A 21,518-nucleotide genomic window follows, 5' to 3' on the forward strand; every position below is an offset into this window, starting at 1 on the left:
CCTGTCTTTTGCCGGGCTGCCGGGCATGATACAAAAATACATAAAAATGAGGTGTGTTATGACAGAGTATAAGATGGTGCTGCCTGTACTGGCAGCATTCATAGTCAGTGTGGTTCTGGGACCTATTATCATTCCCTATTTACGAAAGCTGAAAATGGGACAGACTGAGCGGGAAAACGGTGTGCAGTCTCATCTGAAAAAAGCGGGGACGCCTACCATGGGAGGGATTATTTTTCTGCTCTCCACAGTGGTCACATCCCTGTTTTATGTGAAGGATTACCCTAAAATCATCCCTGTACTGTTTTTGACGCTGGGATTCGGACTGATCGGCTTTTGGGATGACTATTTGAAAGTAGTCCTTAGACGGTCGGACGGGCTTCTGGCCTGGCAGAAGATGCTGTGCCAGCTTGTGGTGACGGGAATCTTTGCCTTTTATCTGATGAAATTCACGGATGTATCCATGACGATCAAGGTGCCTTTTGCGGCAGGATATGAGATAAATCCGGGATTTCTTACGGTTCCGCTTTTATTTTTTGTGGTCATCGGCACAGTGAACGGTGTGAATTTTACGGACGGTCTGGATGGACTGGCCTCCTCGGTCACAATCATGGTTGCCACCTTCTTTTCCGTGGTTGCCATTGGTACAAAGAGCGGCATTGAACCCATCACCTGTGCGGTAGTGGGTGCGCTCATGGGATTTCTGCTGTTCAATGTCTATCCCGCCAAGATTTTTATGGGAGATACCGGTTCCCTGGCCCTGGGCGGATTTGTGGCAGGCACGGCGTATATGCTGCAGATGCCCTTATTCCTGCTGATCGTGGGACTGATCTATGTGGTGGAAGTGCTCTCTGTCATGATGCAGGTGACGTACTTCAAGATATCCCACGGCAAAAGAATTTTCAAGATGGCGCCTATCCACCATCACTTTGAATTGTGCGGCTGGTCCGAGACAAGGGTCGTTGCCGTATTCTCCATTATTACAGCCATCCTGTGCCTGATCGCACTGCTGGCATTATAAGAAAGGAAAAAGAGAAATGGACAGAACAGAGTTAAAAGGAAAACGTGTGCTTGTATTTGGTTCGGGAATCAGCGGCATCGGCGCGGTGCGCCTGCTGGAGGCAGTACAGGCTGATGTGATATTATATGACGGAAATGAAAAGCTGGACAAAGAGGAGATTAAAAAACGCCTGCCGGAACATTCATTGTGTGATATTGTTCTGGGAGATATGCCCCAAGACCTGCCGTCAACCCTTGACCTGGCAGTGATGAGTCCGGGGGTGCCTCTTGACATTCCACCTGTGGAGGCCCTTAAGCGCGCGGGCATTCCGGTATGGGGCGAGGTGGAGCTGGCTTACCGCATGGGAGCGGGCACGGTTCTTGCCATAACAGGCACCAACGGAAAGACCACGACCACGGCACTTTTGGGAGAAATCATGCGGGCGTATGCCAAATCCGTCTTTGTGGTAGGCAACATCGGAAATGCCTATACAGGCGCAGCTCTCTCCATGACAGAAGAGAGTTATACCGTAGCGGAGATCAGCAGCTTTCAGCTTGAGACCACCATATCATTTCGCCCCAAGGTATCTGCTGTCCTGAACATTACAGAGGACCATTTAAACCGCCATCACACCATGCAGGAGTATATCCGGGTGAAGGAGATGATCGCGGGAAACCAGACAAAAGAGGATTTCTGTGTTCTCAACTATGAGGATGAGGAGCTTCGCCGGTTTGCAGAGGTATGTCCGGCTAAGACTCTCTTCTTCTCAAGCTTACATAAGCTGGATCATGGAATCTTCCTGGACGGCGGGCAGATCATCCTGCGCACCGGGACGGAGGAGATTTTGGTGGCAGAGACCAGTGGGCTTAAGCTGCTGGGACGCCATAACCATGAAAATGTCATGGCGGCTGTTGCTATGGCCTACTGTGCAGGTGTTCCCATGGAAACCATCCGGCAGGTGATACAAAGCTTTACAGCAGTGCCCCACAGGATTGAGTTTGTGGATGAGATTGACGGTGTGGCCTATTATAATGATTCCAAGGGAACCAACCCGGATGCGGCCATCAAGGGTATTCAGGCCATGAACCGGCCTACCCTGCTGATCGGCGGCGGTTACGACAAGGAGTCCTCCTATGAGGAGTGGATCCGGGCATTTGACGGCAAGGTGCGGTACCTGGTCCTCATTGGGCAGACAAAAGAGAAGATTGAAAAAGCTGCCCACAGCTGCGGCTTTATGAGTACCATTCTGGCGGAGGATCTGGAGGAAGCCGTTAAAATCTGTGCGGAGAAGGCAAATCCCGGAGACGCGGTCCTTCTCTCACCGGCCTGCGCAAGCTGGGGCCAGTTTGACAACTATGAGCAGAGGGGCGATAAGTTCAAAGAATACGTGAGAAATCGTAAGGAATAATATAAACCGTCAGACAATATAATGCAGTATGAGCAAAAAGGAAAGGGAAATGCGTGTGGAGAAGAGATACCTGAAAAAGCATCCCGTGGCGGGTGCGGCAGCAAGTGCTGCGGATGATAAGGTAAACGGGCAGAAAAGACGCATGGATGGAACGCTTTTGATTCTCGTACTGCTGCTGGTGGTCTGCGGTCTGATTTTTCTATATAGCACGAGTGCATATAATGGCAGGGTGAAGTTTCATGACCCTGCCTATTATTTTAAAAAGCAGCTTTTTGCAACCTCCCTGGGAATGATGGGCATGTATCTGGTATCCTGTATGGACTATCATATCCTTACCAGGATGGCGCCATTTCTCTATGTGGTATCCATGGGGCTGTCCCTGGCAGTGCTTCTGTTCGGAGATGAATATAACGGCTCCAAACGCTGGCTGTCTATTGGACCTTTGTCGTTCCAGCCCTCGGAGTTTGCCAAGGTGGCAGTCATCCTGCTGCTCACCTATGTGATAACAAATTCCGAAAAGCGGCAGGACAGTCTTCTGCATATGGCGGGAACCATGGCCCTGCTCCTCCCTATTGTGGGGCTTGTGGGGACCAACAACTTAAGCACTGCCATAATCATTCTGGGCATTGGCGTAATTCTGATTTTTGTATCCAATCCCAAATACCTTCCGTTTGTGGGAATCGGAGGGGTGGGGGTGCTTTTTATCGGTATTTTCCTGAGTATGGCCAGCTACCGCCTGGAGCGTATCGCCATCTGGAGAAACCCCGAAAAATATGAAAAGGGTTTTCAGACCATCCAGGGTCTGTACGCCATTGGAAGCGGCGGCATTTTCGGAAAGGGTCTGGGGAGCAGCCTGCAGAAGCTGGGATTTGTCCCTGAGGCGCAGAATGACATGATATTTTCCATTATCTGTGAAGAGACAGGTCTTATCGGTGCCTGCCTGCTGATCCTGGTCTTCGCCCTGCTGATCTGGAGGCTTATGGTGATTGCTACACATGCCAGAGATCTGTGCGGTGCTCTGATCGCTGCGGGGATCATGGGGCATATGGCAATCCAGGTGATCCTCAACATAGCGGTTGTAACTAACACCATACCTAACACGGGAATTACCCTTCCCTTTGTCAGCTACGGCGGAACCTCTGTACTGTTTCTGATGGGAGAGATGGGTCTGGCGCTGTCTGTGAGCCGGACGCGTTCGCCCTGAACCTTTTTCGCCTCTCTGCATACAATAGTGTATAGCCAGGAGGCGGGAGGAAAGGTAAGACTTGAATGAAATTAGGATAGAAGGCGGAAATCCGCTCACAGGCGAAGTAAGGATACAAGGTTCTAAAAATGCGGCGCTGCCAATGATGGCTGCCGCTCTTTTGCATAAAGGGAAAAGTGTACTGCATCACTGCCCGAAGATCGCAGATGTCTTTGTTATGGAAGAAATCCTGCGGGAACTGGGCATGCAGATCCGGCATGAGGGAGATACCCTGACGCTGGACCCTGCCCATGTGGAGAAAACAGAGATTGACTGCTGTGAGGGCCAGAAAATGCGCTCCTCTGTCATTCTGTTGGGAAGTCTGCTGGGCAGATTCAAAAACGCGTCCGTGCCTCATCCGGGAGGCTGTGTCATAGGGGAACGCCCCATTGACCTGCATCTGTACGCTCTGGAGCGGCTGGGTGCCGTATTCGAGGAGAAAGAGGGTGTTCTCACTGCCAGGACAGATGGGCTTGTGGGCAGCACCATTCATTTTCCAAAGGTAAGTGTGGGAGCTACCCAGAACGCAGTGCTGGCCTCTGTGCTTGCAAGAGGAACCACACACCTGGAGGGATGTGCCAGGGAGCCGGAAGTGGTATGGCTGTGCCGTTTTTTAAATGCCTGCGGTGCCAGAATCGAGGGAACAGGCAGTGATACCCTGACCATCACAGGAGTGGAGGAACTGCATGGGACAGAGTTCACTGTGCCTGCGGACAGGATTGTGGCAGGTACTTATGTGTGCGCCTGCGCGGCTACCAGAGGAGAGATTATCCTGGACGGCGCGCCGTTGGAGGAAATGGAAGCCCTCATGAGAGTGTACGAGAAAATGGGTGGACAATATGAAGCAATCGGTGGTAAACTGTCTTTGTGCAGCAAATGGGTGCAGGTTCCGTTAAGAAGGCAGTGTACGGAGGTATATCCGGGATTTCCCACGGATCTGCAGTCGCCGCTCATGGCGGTGCTGTGTACCATACCGGGAGAAAGCTGCCTGGTGGAAACGATTTTTGAGGACAGATTTAAGACAGCATCACAGCTTCTGCGCATGGGAGCCTATGTCCGGGTGGACGGCAGAAAAGCTGTTATCCGCGGCGGGACGCTTCGGGGCGCGGCTGTGGAGGCACAGGAACTGAGAGGCGGAGCAGCCCTTGTCATTGCAGGGCTGGCGGCGCAGGGGGAGACCCGTGTGAGAAACAGGCAGTACATTGAGCGGGGATATGAGGATATCTGCCGTGATCTGTCACAGCTCGGCGCCGTAATTGAGAGAGATTAAAGGGGAACATGTATGGACAGGAAAAAACACAGGATATTCTGGGGCTGCCTGGCAGCGGCCGTGTTAATAGCCATTGCGGTATTCTTTACCTGCTTTCAGATTACCAGTGTTAAAGTAGAAGGAAATCAGAATTATACGGAAGATGAAATCAAAAAAATGGTGCTGTCAGGCCCGCTTTCGGGCAATTCAGTGCTGGTGCGGTTTCTCAATCCTGATGAAAGAACAAAAGATGAGGAATTTATCAATAAAGTCTGGCTGGAGAGGACAGGCCGTCACAGTCTTGTGATCCATGTCAGGGAAAAAGAACTGATCGGCTATGTGAAATTTCTGGACGGCAACTTATACTTTGACAGAAACGGTATCGTGCAGGTGAGTACCACAGAGGAACTGGAGAATATACCGAATGTGGAGGGCCTTACGCTTGACAAGGTAGGGGTAGGCGAGAAAATTCCCGGGCTTGAAAAAGGCAGTCTGAGCCTGATCTTAAGCGTCACCAAGATGATGGAGAAGGGGGACAGGAAGCCGGACAGGCTGGTACTGGATGAAAAAGGACAGCTTGTGCTCTATTACGGCAAGGTGGAAGCCCGCATGGGCTCTGACAAAAATATGGACGAAAAAATGAGCAGACTTATGGGAATCATACCTCAGCTTGAGGGAATGGAAGGTGTCCTTCATCTGGAAAATGTGGACGAGACTTCAAAAAACGTGGTCTTTGACAAGGTTCTGAGTGAGGCGGAGCAAAAGGCGCTGGAGGACAAGGAGAACAAAAGCGGCCATGGCACAGATGAATCGGATACCGGTGATGAGGATTCTGACGGTTCCGATGATGAGTCCGGCTATGAGGATTCGGATGAGGGCAGTTATGAGGAGTATGACACCGGATATGAGGACTCAGGAGACGGGGATATGGATTATAACGAGGAAGATTCCGGCTACGGGGACGGTTCCGGGTATGAAGACTATGGTTCAGATGATGGTTCCGGGGAAGAATGACAGAGGAATTTTGTTTTTTATGGGACACAAATCGGGAAATTTTGATAATTTTTTTAAATTTTTTGTGAAAAAATAAATTTACCAGTTGATTAATTTTCCAAAAGACTATATTATATATCTATATGCATCATAAAGGTACTTAGAATTAAAGTACCTGGGTTTTCGGGTATTTATCATAAATACCCATGAGAACATGAAAAGAAACAAAGACAGATAAACCTGATTACAGAAAATCATACACGTCAGTGTATCCGAATGCGGATAAGATGCAGATATCTGTGTTCATGAAGAAGCAGCGAAGTGGATACAACAACCCGCTTTACAACATACGAGGGAAGCTAAAGGAGGAAGTACTTTGTTAGAGATAATGACAAACGAAGCTGAATCATCTGCAAAAATTATAGTGATTGGTGTAGGTGGAGCTGGTAATAACGCAGTCAACAGAATGGTGGAAGAGGCTATCGGCGGAGTGGAATTCGTCGGAGTCAATACAGATAAACAGGCTCTGACCTTATGCAAGGCACCGACTGTAGTGCAGATCGGTGAGAAGCTGACAAAAGGTCTTGGTGCAGGCGCTAAGCCGGAGATCGGCGAGAAAGCGGCTGAGGAGAGCATCGAAGAGATCAAACAGGTACTGCAGGGCGCAGATATGGTATTCGTTACCTGCGGTATGGGCGGCGGAACCGGAACAGGTGCCGCACCGATCGTGGCAGGCCTGGCAAAAGAAATGGGTATCCTGACCGTCGGCGTTGTCACAAAACCTTTCCGTTTTGAAGCTAAGACCCGTATGACAAACGCACTGACAGGTATTGAAAAATTAAAAGAGAATGTGGACACACTGATCGTTATCCCAAATGATCGTCTGCTGGAGATCGTAGACCGCCGGACAACCATGCCGGAAGCGCTCAGAAAAGCAGATGAGGTTCTGCAGCAGGCCGTACAGGGCATCACTGACCTGATCAATCTGCCGGCACTGATCAACCTCGACTTTGCGGATGTTCAGACCGTCATGATCGACAAGGGCATTGCACATATCGGTATCGGTGAAGGAAAAGGCGACGACAAGGCTATGGAAGCTGTACAGCAAGCCGTATCCAGTCCGCTTCTGGAGACCACTATCGAGGGCGCTTCCCATGTTATCATCAATGTATCCGGAGATATCTCTCTTATGGATGCCAACGATGCAGCCAGCTATGTACAGGATCTTACCGGAGAAGATACCAATATTATCTTCGGTGCCCTGTATGATGATAAAGAAGCTGATTATGTCAGAATCACTGTGATCGCTACAGGACTTGATGATGAGACAGCAAGGAAACCAAGCGTGAGCAGAGATAAGAAAGCAGCGAGACAGGAAGAACCGGTACAGCAGCAGACACCGGTACAGCCGCAGCAGCAGGCACCGGCATACAGCCAGCCTCAGCAGCAGCCGGCATTCAAGATGCCGTCCTTCCAGCCGCAGCAGGGCTTCGGAAGTACACAGCAGGGTACATTCACAAGCAATGTGCCGAAAAAGGATATCCAGATTCCGGATTTCCTGAAAAACAGAAGATAAGCGTTAAAATTACACAGGATAAAAGGGCAGTCCGGGAATTATTGCGGACTGCCTTTCGTGTATCAAAAGAGCTGTATTTCTGCATCGGGAGAGCAGATACAGGGTACTGTTCACCGTAGATGGTGCTTTCGGGCATGGCGTGGACCGTATAACGATACAGTAGAGGAGAACAGTTATGGATAATAATGGACTGACCCATTTTGACGGGGAAGGAAATGCGATCATGGTGGATGTGTCCGGCAAGGATGTGACAAGCCGTACAGCCACAGCAAAGGGCAGCATTCATGTAAACCGTGAAGTCATGGACGCGGTGGTGAACCACACAGCAAAAAAAGGTGACGTGCTGGGTGTGGCCCGTGTGGCCGGCATCATGGCAGTGAAACAGACGTCATCCCTGATTCCCATGTGCCACACACTGCTGATCAGCAAATGCAGTGTGGACTTTGAGACAGACCAGGAAAACCTGACCATTACAGCCATCTGCACAGCAAAAGTGGAAGGAAGGACCGGTGTGGAGATGGAAGCTCTCACAGGAGCCAGTGTGGCGCTTCTCACCATCTATGATATGTGCAAGGCCATTGACAAAGGCATGGTCCTGTCGGGGATTCATCTGGTGGAGAAAAAGGGCGGCAAAAGCGGGGATTTTTATTTCAAATGACAAATATTCCATATAAACATGCTTTTTATTGCAATCAAAAGGATTGGGGGAATTTTTATGAGAAGAGCAGCAGTGATAACATCGAGTGACAGCGGATATGCAGGAGAGAGAGAGGATATGAGTGCGCCTGTCATCTGTGAGATTCTGGAGAAAGCCGGCTATCAGATTACATACAAGATACTGCTCCCTGATGAGAGGGGCATGCTGAGCCGTGAGATGGCAAGGCTGGCAGATGAGAACATCGCAGATCTGATCCTCACCACAGGCGGAACGGGCTTCTCGCCCAGAGACTGCATGCCGGAGGCTACCATGGACATCTGTGAAAGACAGGTACCGGGTATTCCTGAGGCTATGCGGGCATACAGCATGCAGATCACGAAACGGGCCATGCTGAGCCGTCAGGCAGCAGGCATCAGAAAACAGGCACTGATCATCAATCTTCCGGGGAGCCCGAAGGCGGTGAGAGAATGCCTGGAGTATATTCTGCCGGAACTGGAACACGGCCTGGATATCCTGCAGGGAACCGCACACAATTGTGCCAGAACGTGACCATAGAGGACAGGCATCTGCAGGACGGTCAGAACAAAACGGTATAATAAGCTTGAAAACAGACAGGGATGTGATACGGAGACCAGGATCAGCCGTAGAACGTCCCTTTTTAAATTTAAAATTATTTCATATGTGCACCCAAATACCCTTCGGATTCGTCTAATGTATGTAAAAGACAATGAACCGGTTCAAAATATACAGCCAGTGTACCACTCCCCAAAAGGGAAATGCTTAGGCAGGACGCTGACAGAGAGGAGAACAGCATGTGGCTTGTAAAAAAGGCCCAGAGAGGGGACGCCGATGCTTTTGTGGAGCTGATCGAGCAGAACAAACAGGCAATGTACAAAGTAGCCAGAAGCTATCTGAGCTGTGAGGCAGATATTGCCGACGCCATGTCAGAGGCAGTGCTTTCTGCCTATGAGCATTTGGCAGAGCTTAAGTCCGCCGCGTATTTCAAAACCTGGCTTACCAGAATCCTGATCAACTGCTGCAAAGACATCCTGCGGCAGCAGGGCAGATGCACCGTAGTGGAACAGGTGCCTGAAGAAGGAGCGGTGGAAGAGATGCAGAGCAACAGTGGATTCACAGATCTGATACAGGAGCTTCCGAAGGATTTCCGGATGATTTTTGTCCTGTACTATGGGGAGGGTTTCTGTACCAGAGAGATAGCAGAACTTCTCGACATCAGTGAAAATACAGTAAAAAGCCGTCTGAGAAGAGGACGGATGAAGTTAAGTGATATCTTACAGCATCAATAAAGGAGGCACACTATGAATTATACAGAAAATGAAATGAAACAGATCCTGGAACAGGAAGTAGAGATACCGAAAAAAGTGGATGAACGCCTGCAGGACACTTACAGCCGGATCCGCAGCCAGAACAAGACAAGAACCAACTATGCCAAAAAGTCCTGGCGCAAGATCACGGCAGCAGCGGCAGCCGTAGTCCTCACCCTCACCGTAACCGGCGGCACAGCAGCGGCAGCTTACCTTTCCGAGCACACGGATTTCTTCCAGGGCATGTTCGGAAACACCACAAAATCTTCCCAGGAACACACCCAGATTCTTGCGGACCCGGATAAAGAGGACGGCATGATGGCTGACCTCCCAGGCAAAGAATACGTTCCGGTAGATGAGGAAAAAGCTGACGCCCTCATAGGCGGCAATATAACCGAGGTGAACATCACCAAAGAGATTGGTGATCACACCCTTACCATAGAGAACATTGTCACAGACGGCAACGGCATGCTCATGTCTATGACCCTGGAAAGACAGGGAGGAGTCACTGCACTGTACGCGGATGACGAGACAAACCGCACAAAAGGTGCCTATTTCTCCCAGGAATCCAACTTCTCCTTCTGTTTTGAAGATCAGGAAGGAAACCCTGCCGGTGAATTCATGTATGTAGACACAGAAAAGAGCACACCTGATAAATACTATATTTATGATTACATGATATGGGGCAGTGCAGAAAACACCTCAAACCAGCCCAGACTGCACATTTACACCTATCCCGTTACCTTCGGCGAGCTTCAGGAGATGAACGAGACAGACCCGGAAAAGAGAAATCAGATAGAAGTGACAGAAGATTACGTGGACCTTCCCCAGTGCGAAACCGTCTCCATGCAGTCCCTGTCCCGGGATGATACCTGGATATGTTCCTATTCCCCCATCTCCATGAACATCAACATGTCCGCTCAGGCCCCCGAAGAAGAGGCCCAGGACCCGTACTGCATCAAATACATTGAACTCAAATACAAAGACGGCACCAGCTACGTCATCTACGATCAGGACGAACTCGACAACACAGGCTACATCTGCGGCGTAGACACCGAATTCCGCCTGACCTACAACCGCATCGTAAACCCGGAAGACATCACCCAGATCCTCATCAACGACAACGTTTACGATGTAAACGAATAACCAACAACAATTCAAACGAACCAACAGTTTTATTAAAAATGAGCTGTCCCCTATTTCCGGGAGACAGCTCATCTTAAATTATATAACCTTCCGCCTGCAATATCATTAACAATGCTCTGTGGGAGTAAATTTCAACAGAACAATAAGAAAAATAACCGCTGCCACTGTCAGGGGAAAGAAAGGGCCGGAGGCCGGGATGCCTCTTTCGTCAGGCGAGGTTAAGCGGAGTGAGTCGAAGATCCACCTGCCCCAGACACTTGGTGAGGAAGCCATTGCTGACGAACCTAGTGACTGGGAGCAGGTTAGCTGAGACGCACGGAGCCTCGAGCAGGACGAAAGAGGCATCCCGGCCTCCGGCCCTTTCTTTCCCCGTCCGCTAAGCCACCTATTTCCCCAGCCGTTCTCTGACTACTTCCATCGGCATCTCCCGCCCCGTCCATATCCGAAAGGCCTCCGCCCCCTGATACAACAACATGGCATACCCATTAAACCCCTTACATCCCATCTCCTTCGCCATCCGCAGCAGCTTTGTCTCCCATGGATTATAAACAATATCCCCCACAGCCAGCCCCTCATGCAGAAAATCCTTTCCCGGCAGAATACAACCATCTTCATCCGGTGCCATCCCCACAGAAGTGGCATTCACAACCAGCACACTATCCTCAAGACTCCTTTTCAGCCCATCCTTATCCTCATTATCACAGAGACAGATCACACATCCGGTTTCCTTTTCCAGCCGCCCGATCAAGTCTTTCATCCGAGGCAGAAACCTGCTCGTCATTCTGGCATACACATCAATTTTTCCTGCCCCGTCAAGCGCCGCCTGTGTACAGATAGCCGTGGCGGCTCCTCCGATACCCATAAGTGTTATATTCTTTCCTCTTACATCGATTTCCTGCTCCCTCACAGCCCGCATAAATCCGATTCCGTCCGTATTATGCCCGACCAGTTTCCCATCCCTGTTCTCCACAGTATTCACAGCTCCGATCAGACCTGCAGCGGGGGACAAGTCATCCAGATAGTCCAATATCTTATTTTTATTGGGCATAGTCAGATTAAATCCCTTTACACCCAGTGCGCGCAGTCCTTTTACGGCGTCTTTTAAAGTTCCTTCATTTACATCGAAACAAAGATAAACGAAATCAAGCCCCAGAGCCTGAAAGCCTGTATTATGCATCATAGGTGAAATACTGTGTTTCACCGGGCTTCCAAGCAGTCCGGTAAGCTGTGTTTGTCCCGTAATTGGTATCATGATTTTTCATCCTTTCTGAAACCTGGCGGCCATCTTTCTGTTACATGAATCTGAACAGTCTTCTGCCTGTCACATGAATCCATGCAGTCCGCCGCCTTTTTTCGCAGGCCGCCACCCGTAATGATTCAATAAAACCGAACCATAACCTGCACCTGCATTAATTTAAAGTGTAAAAGGAAACTTTCGTGGTGTCAAGAGAAAAAGTGTGTTATAATAGCGGCAGTAATTTATCAGTTACTGTTCACACACCACTGTCCCGCCGGGTGTTTTCAGACCAAAAGCATGAAAATCCCGAGGCAGCCAGCGCGATATGGAGCAGAATGCTTCATATCCGTGTATCACGAAGCGTGTTGCTGGGCACGCAGTGAACAGTAACATTTACCAGGAGGAAAAAGGAACATGAAAACCGTAGAGATAAAAGGCATAAAGATCGGGGAGGGAATTCCGAAAATATGTATTCCCCTCACAGGAAAAACAAGAGAAGAAATCATAAAAGAAGCAGAAACAGTGAAAAACATGGAACCGGATTTCGTCGAATGGCGCGCAGATTGTTATGAGGAGGGAAAGAACAGCGAAAATAGTTTGGAAATGTTGAAAACCATTCACTGCGTTTTAGACAAGATTCCCCTTCTTTTTACCTTCAGAACCGACAAAGAAGGAGGCAGTCAGTCCATTACCTGTGAGGATTATGTAAATCTTCTGGAAAATGCCGCCAAAACCGGCTTTGTGGACCTGATTGACGTGGAAGCTTTTTTTGACACGGACAGGACAGAATCTCTGATGAAAAGATTGAAAGAATGCGGCGTTTATGTGGCTGCTTCCAACCATCATTTTGACAGGACACCTTCTATAGAAGAGATGGTAAAACGGATGGAGACCATGGACCGTTTCGGGGCAGATATTCTGAAACTGGCTGTTATGCCAAAAAGTGACGAGGACCTCATGTCTCTTTTGACAGCAACCGTCATGATGAAGCGCAGAACAGAGAAACCGGTCATCACTATGTCCATGGGAAAAACAGGAGTTTTGAGCCGTCTTTGCGGAGAGGCGTCAGGCTCAGCCGTCACATTTTCGGCGGGCATCAAGGCCTCTGCACCGGGCCAGATCCCGGCGGAAAGGATGCGCAGAACCCTGCAGCTTCTCCATGAAAGCTTTACATAAAGAGGATAACATAACAAGAAAAAACGGGACCAAAACTGTCGAAAAGATTTTTGATTCGTCCAAGCGGTTTTGACAAAATAAACACCCCCTATCACCTATAATGAACATTACTTATTCCAGATAAGTATGCAGCAGAAAACGCACTTAGCGGATTTTCTGCTGACATGAATGAGTCATACAAGGTTTAGGGGGTGTTTTGTGTACTACGAATTTTACATTGACGTTTTTTTCGTAGTCAATCTGGTAATGGATTTTTTGCTGCTGCGTCTGGTGAACCGGGTGCTGAAGGGGACTGCCACTCCTCTTCGTTCTCTGGCAGGTGCAGTGCTGGGAGCTGCCGGTATCTGTGTGATCACACTGCTGCCTTTATCGTCCCCCTACATAAGGGTATTGCTTTCACACGGCGTCCTGGGCATCCTCATGGTGTGGGTGGGCTGCTGCTGCAGGTCATGGAGAAAACTGTTTACAGGGATTTTACTTCTGTACGGTTTTTCCTTTCTCACAGGAGGGATACTTACGGCCCTGCCGGGCGGCACAAAGGAAGGCTTACTTACGTTTTGTTTCATCACCACAGCCACTTACTGGATTCTCATCTTAGGAATGCGACTCTTGGAATACTTAAAAGGAAAAAGCTCCGCCATTTGCGAAGTTATCATTCGCGCGGGCGGCAAATCAGTGAAAGTCAAAGGACTGTATGATACTGGCAACAGGCTGCGTGACACACTCACCAGAAAACCGGTGAGCGTTGTGGAATACGGGAGGTTTGAGGAGCTTCTTGGCGAGGACCAAAAGGCTTCTTTTGAGAGGCTTCTCAGCGGAACCGGGAGCACGGAGGACATCTGTGCCCAATCGGTGCTTAAGTTTCATCCTCATTACATTTCCTATCGCAGCGTGGGGCAGGATAATGGACTAATGCTTGCCGTCACTGTAGATGAACTATATGTATCAGCAGGAGAAGAAGGCAGTGTGGTAAAACATGCAGTTTTAGGGCTTGCAGGGAACCAGCTTTCCACTGCCGGAAACTTTCAGATAATCGTCAATCCGTGCATTGTGAACGCAGAATAGAATGGTATTCTGCATTTCCGGGCACACAGCAGAGCAAAAGTCAGGATTTGCTTTGACAGTTTTAGGGAGGAGCATAAATGAATATGGAAGCAGCAGCAGAGAGAAAAGTACAGATGCCTGTTTTTTCGGGGTTTTCCAATATTATATTCAGAAGAGGGGAAGAAATTCATTATATCGGAGGAGCAGAGGTCCTTCCGGCGCCTTTGGACGCAGAAGCAGAGGCGGAAATGATAGGAAAATTACAGACAGAGGACAATGCAGACGCAAAATCACGTCTGATCGAACATAACCTGCGTCTGGTCGTTTACATTGCCAAGAAATTTGACAACACCGGGGTAGGGGTGGAGGATTTGATCTCCATTGGAACCATTGGCCTGATCAAAGCCATCAATACATTCAACCCCACAAAGAAGATCAAGCTGGCAACCTACGCATCCAGATGTATTGAAAATGAGATCCTTATGTATCTCAGGCGCAACAGCAAGACTAAGATGGAGGTTTCCATTGATGAGCCGCTGAACGTGGACTGGGATGGAAATGAACTGCTTTTATCCGATATTCTGGGGACGGATGAGGATGTGATCTATAGGGGAATCGAAAGTGAAGTGGAGCGGTCCCTTCTGGGGAAGGCGATCGGCAAGCTGACCAAAAGGGAACAGACCATTGTGCGGCTGCGGTTCGGCATCAATATGCCGGATGGCAGGGAAAAGACACAGAAGGAAGTCGCTGACCTTCTTGGAATCTCCCAGTCCTACATATCCAGGCTGGAAAAGCGGATCATGAAGAGACTGAAAAAAGAGATCGTAAGATACGAATAACACATTACCGGGTTGACTGGGGAACCTCATTAAGGCTATACTTACTAGTGACAACACGAAGAGTTGATAATGAGGTGATGAGGATGCAGAAGGCTCTGCCAATCGGAAATGACCAGTTTCGTATAGTAAGAGAAAAAGATTATTATTATATTGACAAAACACTTCTTATAAAAGAATTTTTAGAGCTGAGGGATACGGCTTCCCTGATCACAAGACCGAGAAGATTCGGGAAAACACTAAATATGACCATGCTCCGGGAATTTTTTGATATCACAAGAGACAGCAGAAATCTCCTGTCATTTATTTTTCCTTTAAAGACTGCAGTGGTAAGACACAGGATGAGCTGAAGGTGCGTCTCTCGAAGGAAATCCTAAAAGAATATCAGAGATATGCAGTCATTTTTGAAAGCGGCAGCCAGGATAAAAGAGATGTATATGTAAGGATATTCTACAACAATCTTGAAAAACTAATTTCATGTTCTATGTCATTTGCAGAGTTGTCTGCCTATGTGGAAGAACTTATCAGGGTGGTACATGATCATTATGGGGCTGCTCCGATTCTGCTGATCGATGAATATGACCAGCCGGTTTTATCCAGCTATGAAAATGGATACAGAAAGGAACTGGGAGATTTCTTTTCCAGCTTTTACGGGTCTGCCCTGAAGGGAAATGAGTACATGGACCAGGCGCTGCTTACAGGAATCCAGAGAGTGGCAAAAGAGAGTATATTTTCCAAACTGAATAATATCAGTATCTATACAGTGATAGATGAATGTTATTCTGACAAATTCGGCATCACAAAAAGAGAGGCAGAAAAACTGCTCTGTGATTTTGGCATGGAACTGTCTGCAGTGGTGAAAGAAAAGTATGATGGATATCGGTTTGGGAGATATGACATTTATAATCCGTGGTCCCTGTTATGCTATATCAGGAAGGGCAGGGCTGAGAATTTCTGGGTGAATACCTCCACCAATTATCTGGTAAAAGAGGCTGTGAAAAAGGCAGATGAACGGTTTCGCAGGGAATTTGATGAGCTGATCGAAAAGAAAACCGTACGGGTTGGAATTAATTTGGAGACTTCATTTATAGAACTGCAGGATAATTACAGTTTGTGGGGCCTGCTGGTAAACGCAGGATATGTGACCGTGGAGGATGTGGAGGACGAAAGTTTTATGAAAGTCCGCATTCCGAATGAGGAGGTGTGCGCTGAGTTTCGTAAAATCCTGGCGGAGCAGGCGAATATTTCCGATATGGACCTGCAGGGAATGTTCCGCTGCCTGCTGGAAAAAGATATGGAGGGATTCCTGAAAATTTATCGGGATATTGTCATATCCTGTACCAGCTATTTTGATGCCAGGGAGAATGCCTATCATATGCTGTTTCTGGGAATGTGTATCAGTGTAAGAGGAATCTACGAGGTGAGCAGTAATCTGGAACAGGGGCATGGACGCAGTGATATTACGCTGAAGGCTCTGGAACCGGGACGTCCGCATATCATTTTGGAATTTAAGCAGGGAAGTGATGTGGAGACACTGAAAAAATCTGCATTGAAACAAATACTAAAAAAGCAGTATTACAGCGGTCTGACAGGAGAAGTCCTGTGTGTAGGCATTGCACATGACAAAAAGCAGTGTGCGCTTACGTGGGAATCTATAACTGTCACGGGCAGCGGGCAGGCCGTGAGGGAAAATATTTAGGGGATAAATTTTAAAATATAAAACAGCCGTCTGGTAACACGGGGAGACATATCCAATGGGATTTGCAGCTTCCGGTTATGGGACGGCTGTTTTATTTGCGTTCATTTTTAATGCGTTTTTCTGCAATCATATATACTGCTGTTCATCAAAATCATATATTTAATGATTCTGCTGAATTACATATTCTGCTGTATCTCCTGTTTTTCTTTCAAAATGATCTCTGCGAGCTGGGCAATCCGTTCATCGGACATTCTGGCAGCTGGGGCGGAGATGGAGAAGGCGTAGCGGGCACGTCCCTTATAATCAGGGAGACTTACCGCGATACAGCGCACACCAAGCTCATTTTCCTCATCGTCCAGGGCATAGCCTTTTTTTCTCACTTCTTCTATTTTTTCCTGAAAACGGGAAAATTCCGTAATCGTATGGGGGGTCAGGCGCTCAATACTGCTTGCATCCCAGAAACGGCGTATCTGTTCCTCGTCCATATCAGCAGCCATGGCTTTTCCAACACCGGAGCAGTAAAGGGGAATTCGGTTGCCTACCTTGGATACCATGCGGACAGAATTCTGGTAGGATTCTTCTTTATAGATATATACAGCTTCCGCGCCGTCAAGCTGGACAAAATGCACGGTTTCCCCTGTCTTTTCGGAGAGCTTTTTCAGATGAGGGCGCACAACCTCCAAAATGTCCATACGGCTTAACAGACGGTTGGAGAGGCTTAATAATTTCAGGGACAAGTCATATTTTTGTGTGTCCGTATCCTGTTTTACATATCCCATATAGATAAGGGAGCAGAGCAGACGGTGCACTGTGCTTTTGTTGAGCGCAAGCTGCCGGCTTAAGTCTGCCAGCGCAATGGGGCCGTCAGATGCCAGGGTTTCCAGGACGAGAAACAGCCTGTCAGCCACCTGGATGGGATTCTTTTCTTCCATAATATATTCCTGCCTTTGGTTATTTTTCACGAATAGGCTTTGGCGTTATTGTAACACTTTCCCATTCAGGAAACAACCGGAATTTTTTTTCATTTTACTCTTGACAATCTGAGCGAGAAGAGTATAATTCAAGATAAAGATACCACAATACGAAACGGAGTTTCATAATGTGGAATGAATAAACACGAATAGGCAAACACAGCAAGGCCCATAAAACGAAAAATCAATCATTCATTTCAAGGAGGAAGTTATGAACGCAATCTTAGAACAGCTTTCAAAATTCGGTGTTGTACCGGTAGTCGTATTAAACGAGGTCAAAGATGCAGAGCCGCTGGCAAAAGCATTATGTGAGGGAGGACTTCCCTGTGCGGAGGTAACATTCCGTACCGCGGCAGCCGAGGAATCTATCCGTACCATGACAGAGAAATTTCCGGAGATGCTGGTAGGTGCCGGTACAGTCCTGACCACAGAGCAGGTGGACCGTGCAGTTGCAGCAGGCGCCAAATTCATTGTAAGCCCGGGATTTGATCCGGAGATTGTGGACTACTGCCTGAATAAAGACATTCTGGTTCTGCCCGGATGCGTAACTCCTTCTGAAGTGGCACAAGGCGTGAAACGCGGCCTGAAAGTTCTGAAATTCTTCCCGGCTGAGCAGTACGGCGGAGTATCCACGATCAAAGCTATGGCAGCAGCCTATGTGGGAATCAAATTCATGCCTACTGGCGGCATCAATCCTAAGAATGTAAAAGATTACCTGACCTGCGACAAAATCTTCGCATGCGGCGGAAGCTGGATGGTAAAAGGTGATCTGATCGCAGCAGGAGAGTTTGACAAGATCAAATCCCTGACCGAGGAAGCCGTTGCCCTGGTAAAGGAAGTAAGATAAATACAGGAGATATGTAACTGTCCATTACCCTGACAGTTACGGAAATATATTATTTCAAAGGAGAATTAAAAAAATGGCAAAAAGAGTGATCACATTTGGTGAAATCATGTTAAGACTGGCTCCGGAAGGATACTATCGTTTTGTACAGGCAGATACTTTCGGCGCAACATACGGCGGAGGAGAGGCTAACGTAGCTGTTTCCCTTGCTAACTACGGATTCGACGCAGCATTTGTTACAAAGCTGCCAAAACATGAAATCGGACAGGCTGCTATCAATTCTTTAAGAAAATATGGTGTAGATACAACGGAAATCGCACGCGGCGGCGACCGTGTGGGAATTTATTTCCTTGAAAAAGGTGCATCCCAGAGACCCTCTAAGGTTATTTATGACCGTGCTGGCTCCTCTATCGCTACAGCAAAATCCTCTGACTTCGATTGGAAGCACATTTTCGACGGCGCTGACTGGTTCCATTTTACGGGAATCACACCGGCCTTAAATGATGAAGTAGCAGCTATCTGTCTGGAAGCCTGCAAAGCAGCCAAAGATGCAGGCCTGACCATCTCCTGTGACTTAAACTACAGAAATAAACTGTGGTCCAAGGAAAAAGCAGGACAGGTTATGGGTGAGATCTGCAAATATGTGGATGTCTGCATCGCAAACGAAGAGGATGCTGCCGATGTATTCGGCATCAAAGCAGCCAACACAGATGTTACTGCAGGTACTGTAAACCACGAGGGATACAAAGATGTTGCAAAACAGCTTGCTGACCGTTTTGGCTTCTCAAAGGTTGCCATTACACTGAGAGAGTCCCTGTCTGCAAATGACAATAACTGGTCCGCTATGTTATATGACGGAAATGATTACTTCTTCAGCAAAAAATACAAAATGCACATCGTTGACCGTGTAGGCGGCGGCGACAGCTTTGGCGGCGGATTGATCTGCGCATGCTTAAACGGCTATGACGCACAGGCCACCATCGAGTTCGCAGTGGCAGCTTCCTGCCTGAAGCACTCGATCGAAGGTGACTTCAACATGGTTTCTATGGATGAGGTTTCCAAACTTGCAGGCGGAGACGGTTCAGGACGTGTGCAGAGATAAGGACAGAATAAATAGTTATAAATGATAGCCCTTTTGCCATGGGTGAACATTTAAATAAAAATGGGATGTTGTGAAAACAGCATCCCATTGTTTATAACAGCAGACCATTTGGAAAGTATTCTCTGCTGAAGCAGATTGGGCTGGACAGCAGTTTTATGGTTATTGATAGATAAGAGAATCAGGGAGGGTTTTAGGATGAAAAAAGATTTTGATTTGCTTTCATTAGGAGAGATTTTACTGAGGCTGTCACCGCCGGATAATGAGAGGATCGTGCGCGGTGAGACATTTCAGAAGCAGGTGGGCGGCGCTGAGTTAAACGTGGTGTCAGGTGCGTCTCTTCTGGGCCTCAGGACAGGAATCATATCCAAGCTGCCGGATAATGCTCTGGGTGTTTATGCCAAGAACAGGGTTCGTTTCTGCGGAGTCAGTGATGACTATCTGGTGTATGACGAGGAGCCGGATGCAAGGCTGGGTATCTATTATTATGAAAACGGAGCATATCCCAGGAAACCAAGTGTGGTTTATGACAGGCGGCATGCGTCTTTCTGTAAGATTGGGGTGGAAGAGCTGCCGCAGGAGATGTTTGCAAGCACCAGGTGTTTCCATACCAGCGGGATCACACTGGCATTGGCGGAGAATACCAGGAATACAGCGGTGGAGATGATCAGGAAGTTTAAGGAGAATGGGGCGATTATTTCTTTTGATGTGAATTTTAGGGGAAATCTCTGGACCGGGGCGGAGGCGAAAGAATGTATTGAGAAGATTCTGCCCTATGTGGATGTTTTCTTCTGTTCTGAGGATACGGCAAGGCTGACATTTTTGAAAGATGGGGATGTGAAGTCTATGATGAAGAGTTTTACGGAGGAATATCCGATTTCTATTGTGGCTTCTACGCAGAGGATTGTGCATAGTCCTAAGGTGCATACGTTTGGGTCTGTGATCTATAATGCGAAGGAAGACAGATGCTATGAGGAGGAGCCGTATCGGGATATTGAGGTTGTGGACAGGATTGGGAGTGGGGATGCTTATATTTCCGGAGCGCTTTATGGGCTGCTGGCACATGAGTTTGACTGTCAGAAGGCGCTTCAGTATGGGAATGCGACCAGTTCTGTGAAGAATACGATTCCGGGGGATCTGCCTTCTTGTGATTTGAAGGAGATTGATCGGATTATTCGGAATCATATGGGGATGGGGGCGCAGGTGGAAATGGAACGATGATGTAGGGACGTATAAAAGGAGACACAAAACGAAAGATGGTCGAAGGGGGACGCCCAAAGGGGAAGACCGGCAGGGGCAGCAGGCCCGCAGGGGGTTCTCCGGCTGATGCCTTCGTCGGCTAGTCTTGCTAAGAAAAAAATGAAGCCCCGGACAAGGCACCGGGCAGAACCGCAGTCCAGCCTTTATGGCTGAACTGCTCAACTGCCCTGAAATTTCGGATGGTAACCGAAATTTCTCCTTGTCCGGGGCTTCATTTTTTCCTAAGCAAGTCTACGCCTCCTACGGAACACCAGCCGGAGAACCCCCTGCGGGCCTGCTGCCCCTGCCGGTCTTCCCCTTTGGCCTGAGAGCGTCGTTCGGGAGGAAAAGAGAGAACGTCGCTTGGAAGGAAAAGAGAGAGCGTCGTTTGGAAGGAAAAGTCGGAGAACCGTTCGGAAGGAAAAGAGAGAGCGTTATTCGGGAGAAAAAGGTGGAAATTGGACGGGGTGGGGGGCATAGGATAGGTAATAAGGGTGAATTTTGGTGGGATTATGCGGGTTTGTGATTTGAGGCAGAAGGAAGTTATTAATATCTGTACTTGTAAGAGTCTGGGGTGTCCTTTGGATGTGGAGTTTGATCCTAAGACGGGGTGTCTGACGGCGATCATTGTGCCGGTGCCGGGGAAGCTTTGCGGACTGTTTGGGCCGGCCAGTGAGTATGTGATTCCCTGGCAGTGTATTAAGCAGATTGGGGAGGATATCATTCTGGTGGAGATCAAGGAGGATAAGTTTCTAAAGAAAGAATAAGAATTTACGCG

Annotated in this window: 20 protein-coding genes and 1 pseudogene; 19 read left to right on the forward strand and 2 right to left on the reverse strand. The window is 48.3% G+C overall.

Annotated features, from left to right (window positions below):
- The first annotated feature begins 58 nt into the window (after positions 1-58).
- The 10 genes from mraY to V8Q34_RS24205 all read left to right on the forward strand — a co-directional run bounded on the left by mraY (position 59) and on the right by V8Q34_RS24205 (position 10,595).
- Positions 59-1,018 carry a phospho-N-acetylmuramoyl-pentapeptide-transferase gene (mraY, locus tag V8Q34_RS24160; RefSeq protein ID WP_033139081.1) on the forward strand — a complete coding sequence of 320 codons (960 nt, stop codon included), beginning with the start codon at positions 59-61 and terminating at the stop codon, positions 1,016-1,018.
- A gap of 16 nt (positions 1,019-1,034) precedes the next feature.
- Positions 1,035-2,405: a UDP-N-acetylmuramoyl-L-alanine--D-glutamate ligase gene (gene murD, locus V8Q34_RS24165; RefSeq protein WP_103732707.1), complete on the forward strand. Its 1,371-nt coding sequence runs from the start codon at positions 1,035-1,037 to the stop codon at positions 2,403-2,405.
- A gap of 142 nt (positions 2,406-2,547) precedes the next feature.
- A complete protein-coding gene (locus tag V8Q34_RS24170; protein ID WP_052098752.1) occupies positions 2,548-3,609 on the forward strand; it encodes an FtsW/RodA/SpoVE family cell cycle protein in 1,062 nt (353 codons plus the stop codon).
- A 61-nt stretch (positions 3,610-3,670) separates the two neighbouring features.
- On the forward strand, positions 3,671-4,918 hold the full coding sequence (murA, locus tag V8Q34_RS24175; protein ID WP_033139058.1) for a UDP-N-acetylglucosamine 1-carboxyvinyltransferase: 1,248 nt from the start codon (positions 3,671-3,673) through the stop codon (positions 4,916-4,918).
- A gap of 12 nt (positions 4,919-4,930) precedes the next feature.
- Positions 4,931-5,911: a cell division protein FtsQ/DivIB gene (locus V8Q34_RS24180; RefSeq protein ID WP_054352284.1), complete on the forward strand. Its 981-nt coding sequence runs from the start codon at positions 4,931-4,933 to the stop codon at positions 5,909-5,911.
- Positions 5,912-6,278: 367 nt separating this feature from the next.
- Positions 6,279-7,466, forward strand: a complete 1,188-nt coding sequence (gene ftsZ, locus V8Q34_RS24185) for a cell division protein FtsZ (RefSeq protein WP_033139078.1) — start codon at positions 6,279-6,281, stop codon at positions 7,464-7,466.
- Between the two features lie 175 nt (positions 7,467-7,641).
- Complete coding sequence (gene moaC, locus V8Q34_RS24190; protein WP_033139057.1) at positions 7,642-8,124, forward strand: cyclic pyranopterin monophosphate synthase MoaC; 483 nt, start codon at positions 7,642-7,644, stop codon at positions 8,122-8,124.
- Positions 8,125-8,181: 57 nt separating this feature from the next.
- Positions 8,182-8,673: a MogA/MoaB family molybdenum cofactor biosynthesis protein gene (locus V8Q34_RS24195; protein ID WP_033139056.1), complete on the forward strand. Its 492-nt coding sequence runs from the start codon at positions 8,182-8,184 to the stop codon at positions 8,671-8,673.
- 263 nt (positions 8,674-8,936) lie between these two features.
- Complete coding sequence (locus V8Q34_RS24200) at positions 8,937-9,431, forward strand: RNA polymerase sigma factor (RefSeq protein WP_033139055.1); 495 nt, start codon at positions 8,937-8,939, stop codon at positions 9,429-9,431.
- Between the two features lie 12 nt (positions 9,432-9,443).
- Complete coding sequence (locus V8Q34_RS24205; protein ID WP_033139054.1) at positions 9,444-10,595, forward strand: DUF4179 domain-containing protein; 1,152 nt, start codon at positions 9,444-9,446, stop codon at positions 10,593-10,595.
- A 385-nt stretch (positions 10,596-10,980) separates the two neighbouring features.
- Here V8Q34_RS24205 and V8Q34_RS24210 read toward each other — a convergent pair whose 3' ends face one another.
- Positions 10,981-11,847 (reverse strand): shikimate dehydrogenase, encoded by an 867-nt coding sequence (locus V8Q34_RS24210; protein ID WP_033139053.1) that lies wholly within the window; start codon positions 11,845-11,847, stop codon positions 10,981-10,983.
- A gap of 399 nt (positions 11,848-12,246) precedes the next feature.
- Here V8Q34_RS24210 and aroD point away from each other — a divergent pair, with 399 nt between their 5' ends.
- The 5 genes and pseudogenes from aroD (at position 12,247) to V8Q34_RS24235 (ending at position 16,587) form a co-directional block, all read left to right on the forward strand.
- On the forward strand, positions 12,247-13,008 hold the full coding sequence (gene aroD, locus V8Q34_RS24215) for a type I 3-dehydroquinate dehydratase (RefSeq protein ID WP_227211760.1): 762 nt from the start codon (positions 12,247-12,249) through the stop codon (positions 13,006-13,008).
- Positions 13,009-13,206: 198 nt separating this feature from the next.
- Positions 13,207-14,073, forward strand: a complete 867-nt coding sequence (locus tag V8Q34_RS24220) for a sigma-E processing peptidase SpoIIGA (RefSeq protein WP_256139380.1) — start codon at positions 13,207-13,209, stop codon at positions 14,071-14,073.
- A 113-nt stretch (positions 14,074-14,186) separates the two neighbouring features.
- A complete protein-coding gene (sigE, locus tag V8Q34_RS24225; protein WP_225305410.1) occupies positions 14,187-14,891 on the forward strand; it encodes an RNA polymerase sporulation sigma factor SigE in 705 nt (234 codons plus the stop codon).
- An 83-nt stretch (positions 14,892-14,974) separates the two neighbouring features.
- Positions 14,975-15,561, forward strand: a pseudogene (locus V8Q34_RS24230) (AAA family ATPase); the annotation flags it as partial.
- 621 nt (positions 15,562-16,182) lie between these two features.
- Positions 16,183-16,587 (forward strand): PD-(D/E)XK nuclease domain-containing protein, encoded by a 405-nt coding sequence (locus tag V8Q34_RS24235; protein ID WP_256139434.1) that lies wholly within the window; start codon positions 16,183-16,185, stop codon positions 16,585-16,587.
- A 176-nt stretch (positions 16,588-16,763) separates the two neighbouring features.
- Here the strand turns inward: V8Q34_RS24235 and V8Q34_RS24240 are convergent, their stop codons facing one another.
- Entirely contained in the window at positions 16,764-17,519 is a 756-nt protein-coding gene (locus V8Q34_RS24240) for an IclR family transcriptional regulator (protein ID WP_335836477.1), read from the reverse strand.
- Between the two features lie 250 nt (positions 17,520-17,769).
- On the opposite strand from V8Q34_RS24240, the gene eda reads away from it, so the two are divergent.
- From eda to V8Q34_RS24260, 4 genes are all read left to right on the forward strand, one after another.
- Positions 17,770-18,405: a bifunctional 4-hydroxy-2-oxoglutarate aldolase/2-dehydro-3-deoxy-phosphogluconate aldolase gene (gene eda, locus V8Q34_RS24245; RefSeq protein ID WP_103732364.1), complete on the forward strand. Its 636-nt coding sequence runs from the start codon at positions 17,770-17,772 to the stop codon at positions 18,403-18,405.
- Between the two features lie 73 nt (positions 18,406-18,478).
- On the forward strand, positions 18,479-19,504 hold the full coding sequence (locus V8Q34_RS24250; RefSeq protein WP_148393319.1) for a sugar kinase: 1,026 nt from the start codon (positions 18,479-18,481) through the stop codon (positions 19,502-19,504).
- 195 nt (positions 19,505-19,699) lie between these two features.
- Positions 19,700-20,722, forward strand: coding sequence for a sugar kinase (locus tag V8Q34_RS24255; RefSeq protein WP_335836478.1), 1,023 nt, complete (start codon positions 19,700-19,702; stop codon positions 20,720-20,722).
- 530 nt (positions 20,723-21,252) lie between these two features.
- Entirely contained in the window at positions 21,253-21,507 is a 255-nt protein-coding gene (locus V8Q34_RS24260; RefSeq protein ID WP_018598391.1) for a YlmC/YmxH family sporulation protein, read from the forward strand.
- Positions 21,508-21,518 lie beyond the last annotated feature (11 nt).

This window comes from Blautia sp. JLR.GB0024, from assembly GCF_037000545.1.
GTDB lineage: Bacteria > Bacillota > Clostridia > Lachnospirales > Lachnospiraceae > Blautia > Blautia celeris.

Bases quoted from the DNA above. Each gene is read 5' to 3' on its own strand.
- eda (WP_103732364.1), top strand. From the start codon at position 17,770: ATGAACGCAATCTTAGAACAGCTTTCAAAATTCGGTGTTGTACCGGTA.
- V8Q34_RS24170 (WP_052098752.1), top strand. From the start codon at position 2,548: ATGGATGGAACGCTTTTGATTCTCGTACTGCTGCTGGTGGTCTGCGGT.
- V8Q34_RS24250 (WP_148393319.1), top strand. From the start codon at position 18,479: ATGGCAAAAAGAGTGATCACATTTGGTGAAATCATGTTAAGACTGGCT.
- V8Q34_RS24205 (WP_033139054.1), top strand. From the start codon at position 9,444: ATGAATTATACAGAAAATGAAATGAAACAGATCCTGGAACAGGAAGTA.
- V8Q34_RS24235 (WP_256139434.1), top strand. From the start codon at position 16,183: ATGGAGGGATTCCTGAAAATTTATCGGGATATTGTCATATCCTGTACC.
- V8Q34_RS24195 (WP_033139056.1), top strand. From the start codon at position 8,182: ATGAGAAGAGCAGCAGTGATAACATCGAGTGACAGCGGATATGCAGGA.
- V8Q34_RS24210 (WP_033139053.1), bottom strand. From the start codon at position 11,847: ATGATACCAATTACGGGACAAACACAGCTTACCGGACTGCTTGGAAGC.
- V8Q34_RS24255 (WP_335836478.1), top strand. From the start codon at position 19,700: ATGAAAAAAGATTTTGATTTGCTTTCATTAGGAGAGATTTTACTGAGG.
- aroD (WP_227211760.1), top strand. From the start codon at position 12,247: ATGAAAACCGTAGAGATAAAAGGCATAAAGATCGGGGAGGGAATTCCG.
- murD (WP_103732707.1), top strand. From the start codon at position 1,035: ATGGACAGAACAGAGTTAAAAGGAAAACGTGTGCTTGTATTTGGTTCG.
- V8Q34_RS24180 (WP_054352284.1), top strand. From the start codon at position 4,931: ATGGACAGGAAAAAACACAGGATATTCTGGGGCTGCCTGGCAGCGGCC.
- moaC (WP_033139057.1), top strand. From the start codon at position 7,642: ATGGATAATAATGGACTGACCCATTTTGACGGGGAAGGAAATGCGATC.
- ftsZ (WP_033139078.1), top strand. From the start codon at position 6,279: ATGACAAACGAAGCTGAATCATCTGCAAAAATTATAGTGATTGGTGTA.
- V8Q34_RS24260 (WP_018598391.1), top strand. From the start codon at position 21,253: ATGCGGGTTTGTGATTTGAGGCAGAAGGAAGTTATTAATATCTGTACT.
- V8Q34_RS24200 (WP_033139055.1), top strand. From the start codon at position 8,937: ATGTGGCTTGTAAAAAAGGCCCAGAGAGGGGACGCCGATGCTTTTGTG.
- sigE (WP_225305410.1), top strand. From the start codon at position 14,187: ATGCCTGTTTTTTCGGGGTTTTCCAATATTATATTCAGAAGAGGGGAA.
- mraY (WP_033139081.1), top strand. From the start codon at position 59: ATGACAGAGTATAAGATGGTGCTGCCTGTACTGGCAGCATTCATAGTC.
- V8Q34_RS24240 (WP_335836477.1), bottom strand. From the start codon at position 17,519: ATGGAAGAAAAGAATCCCATCCAGGTGGCTGACAGGCTGTTTCTCGTC.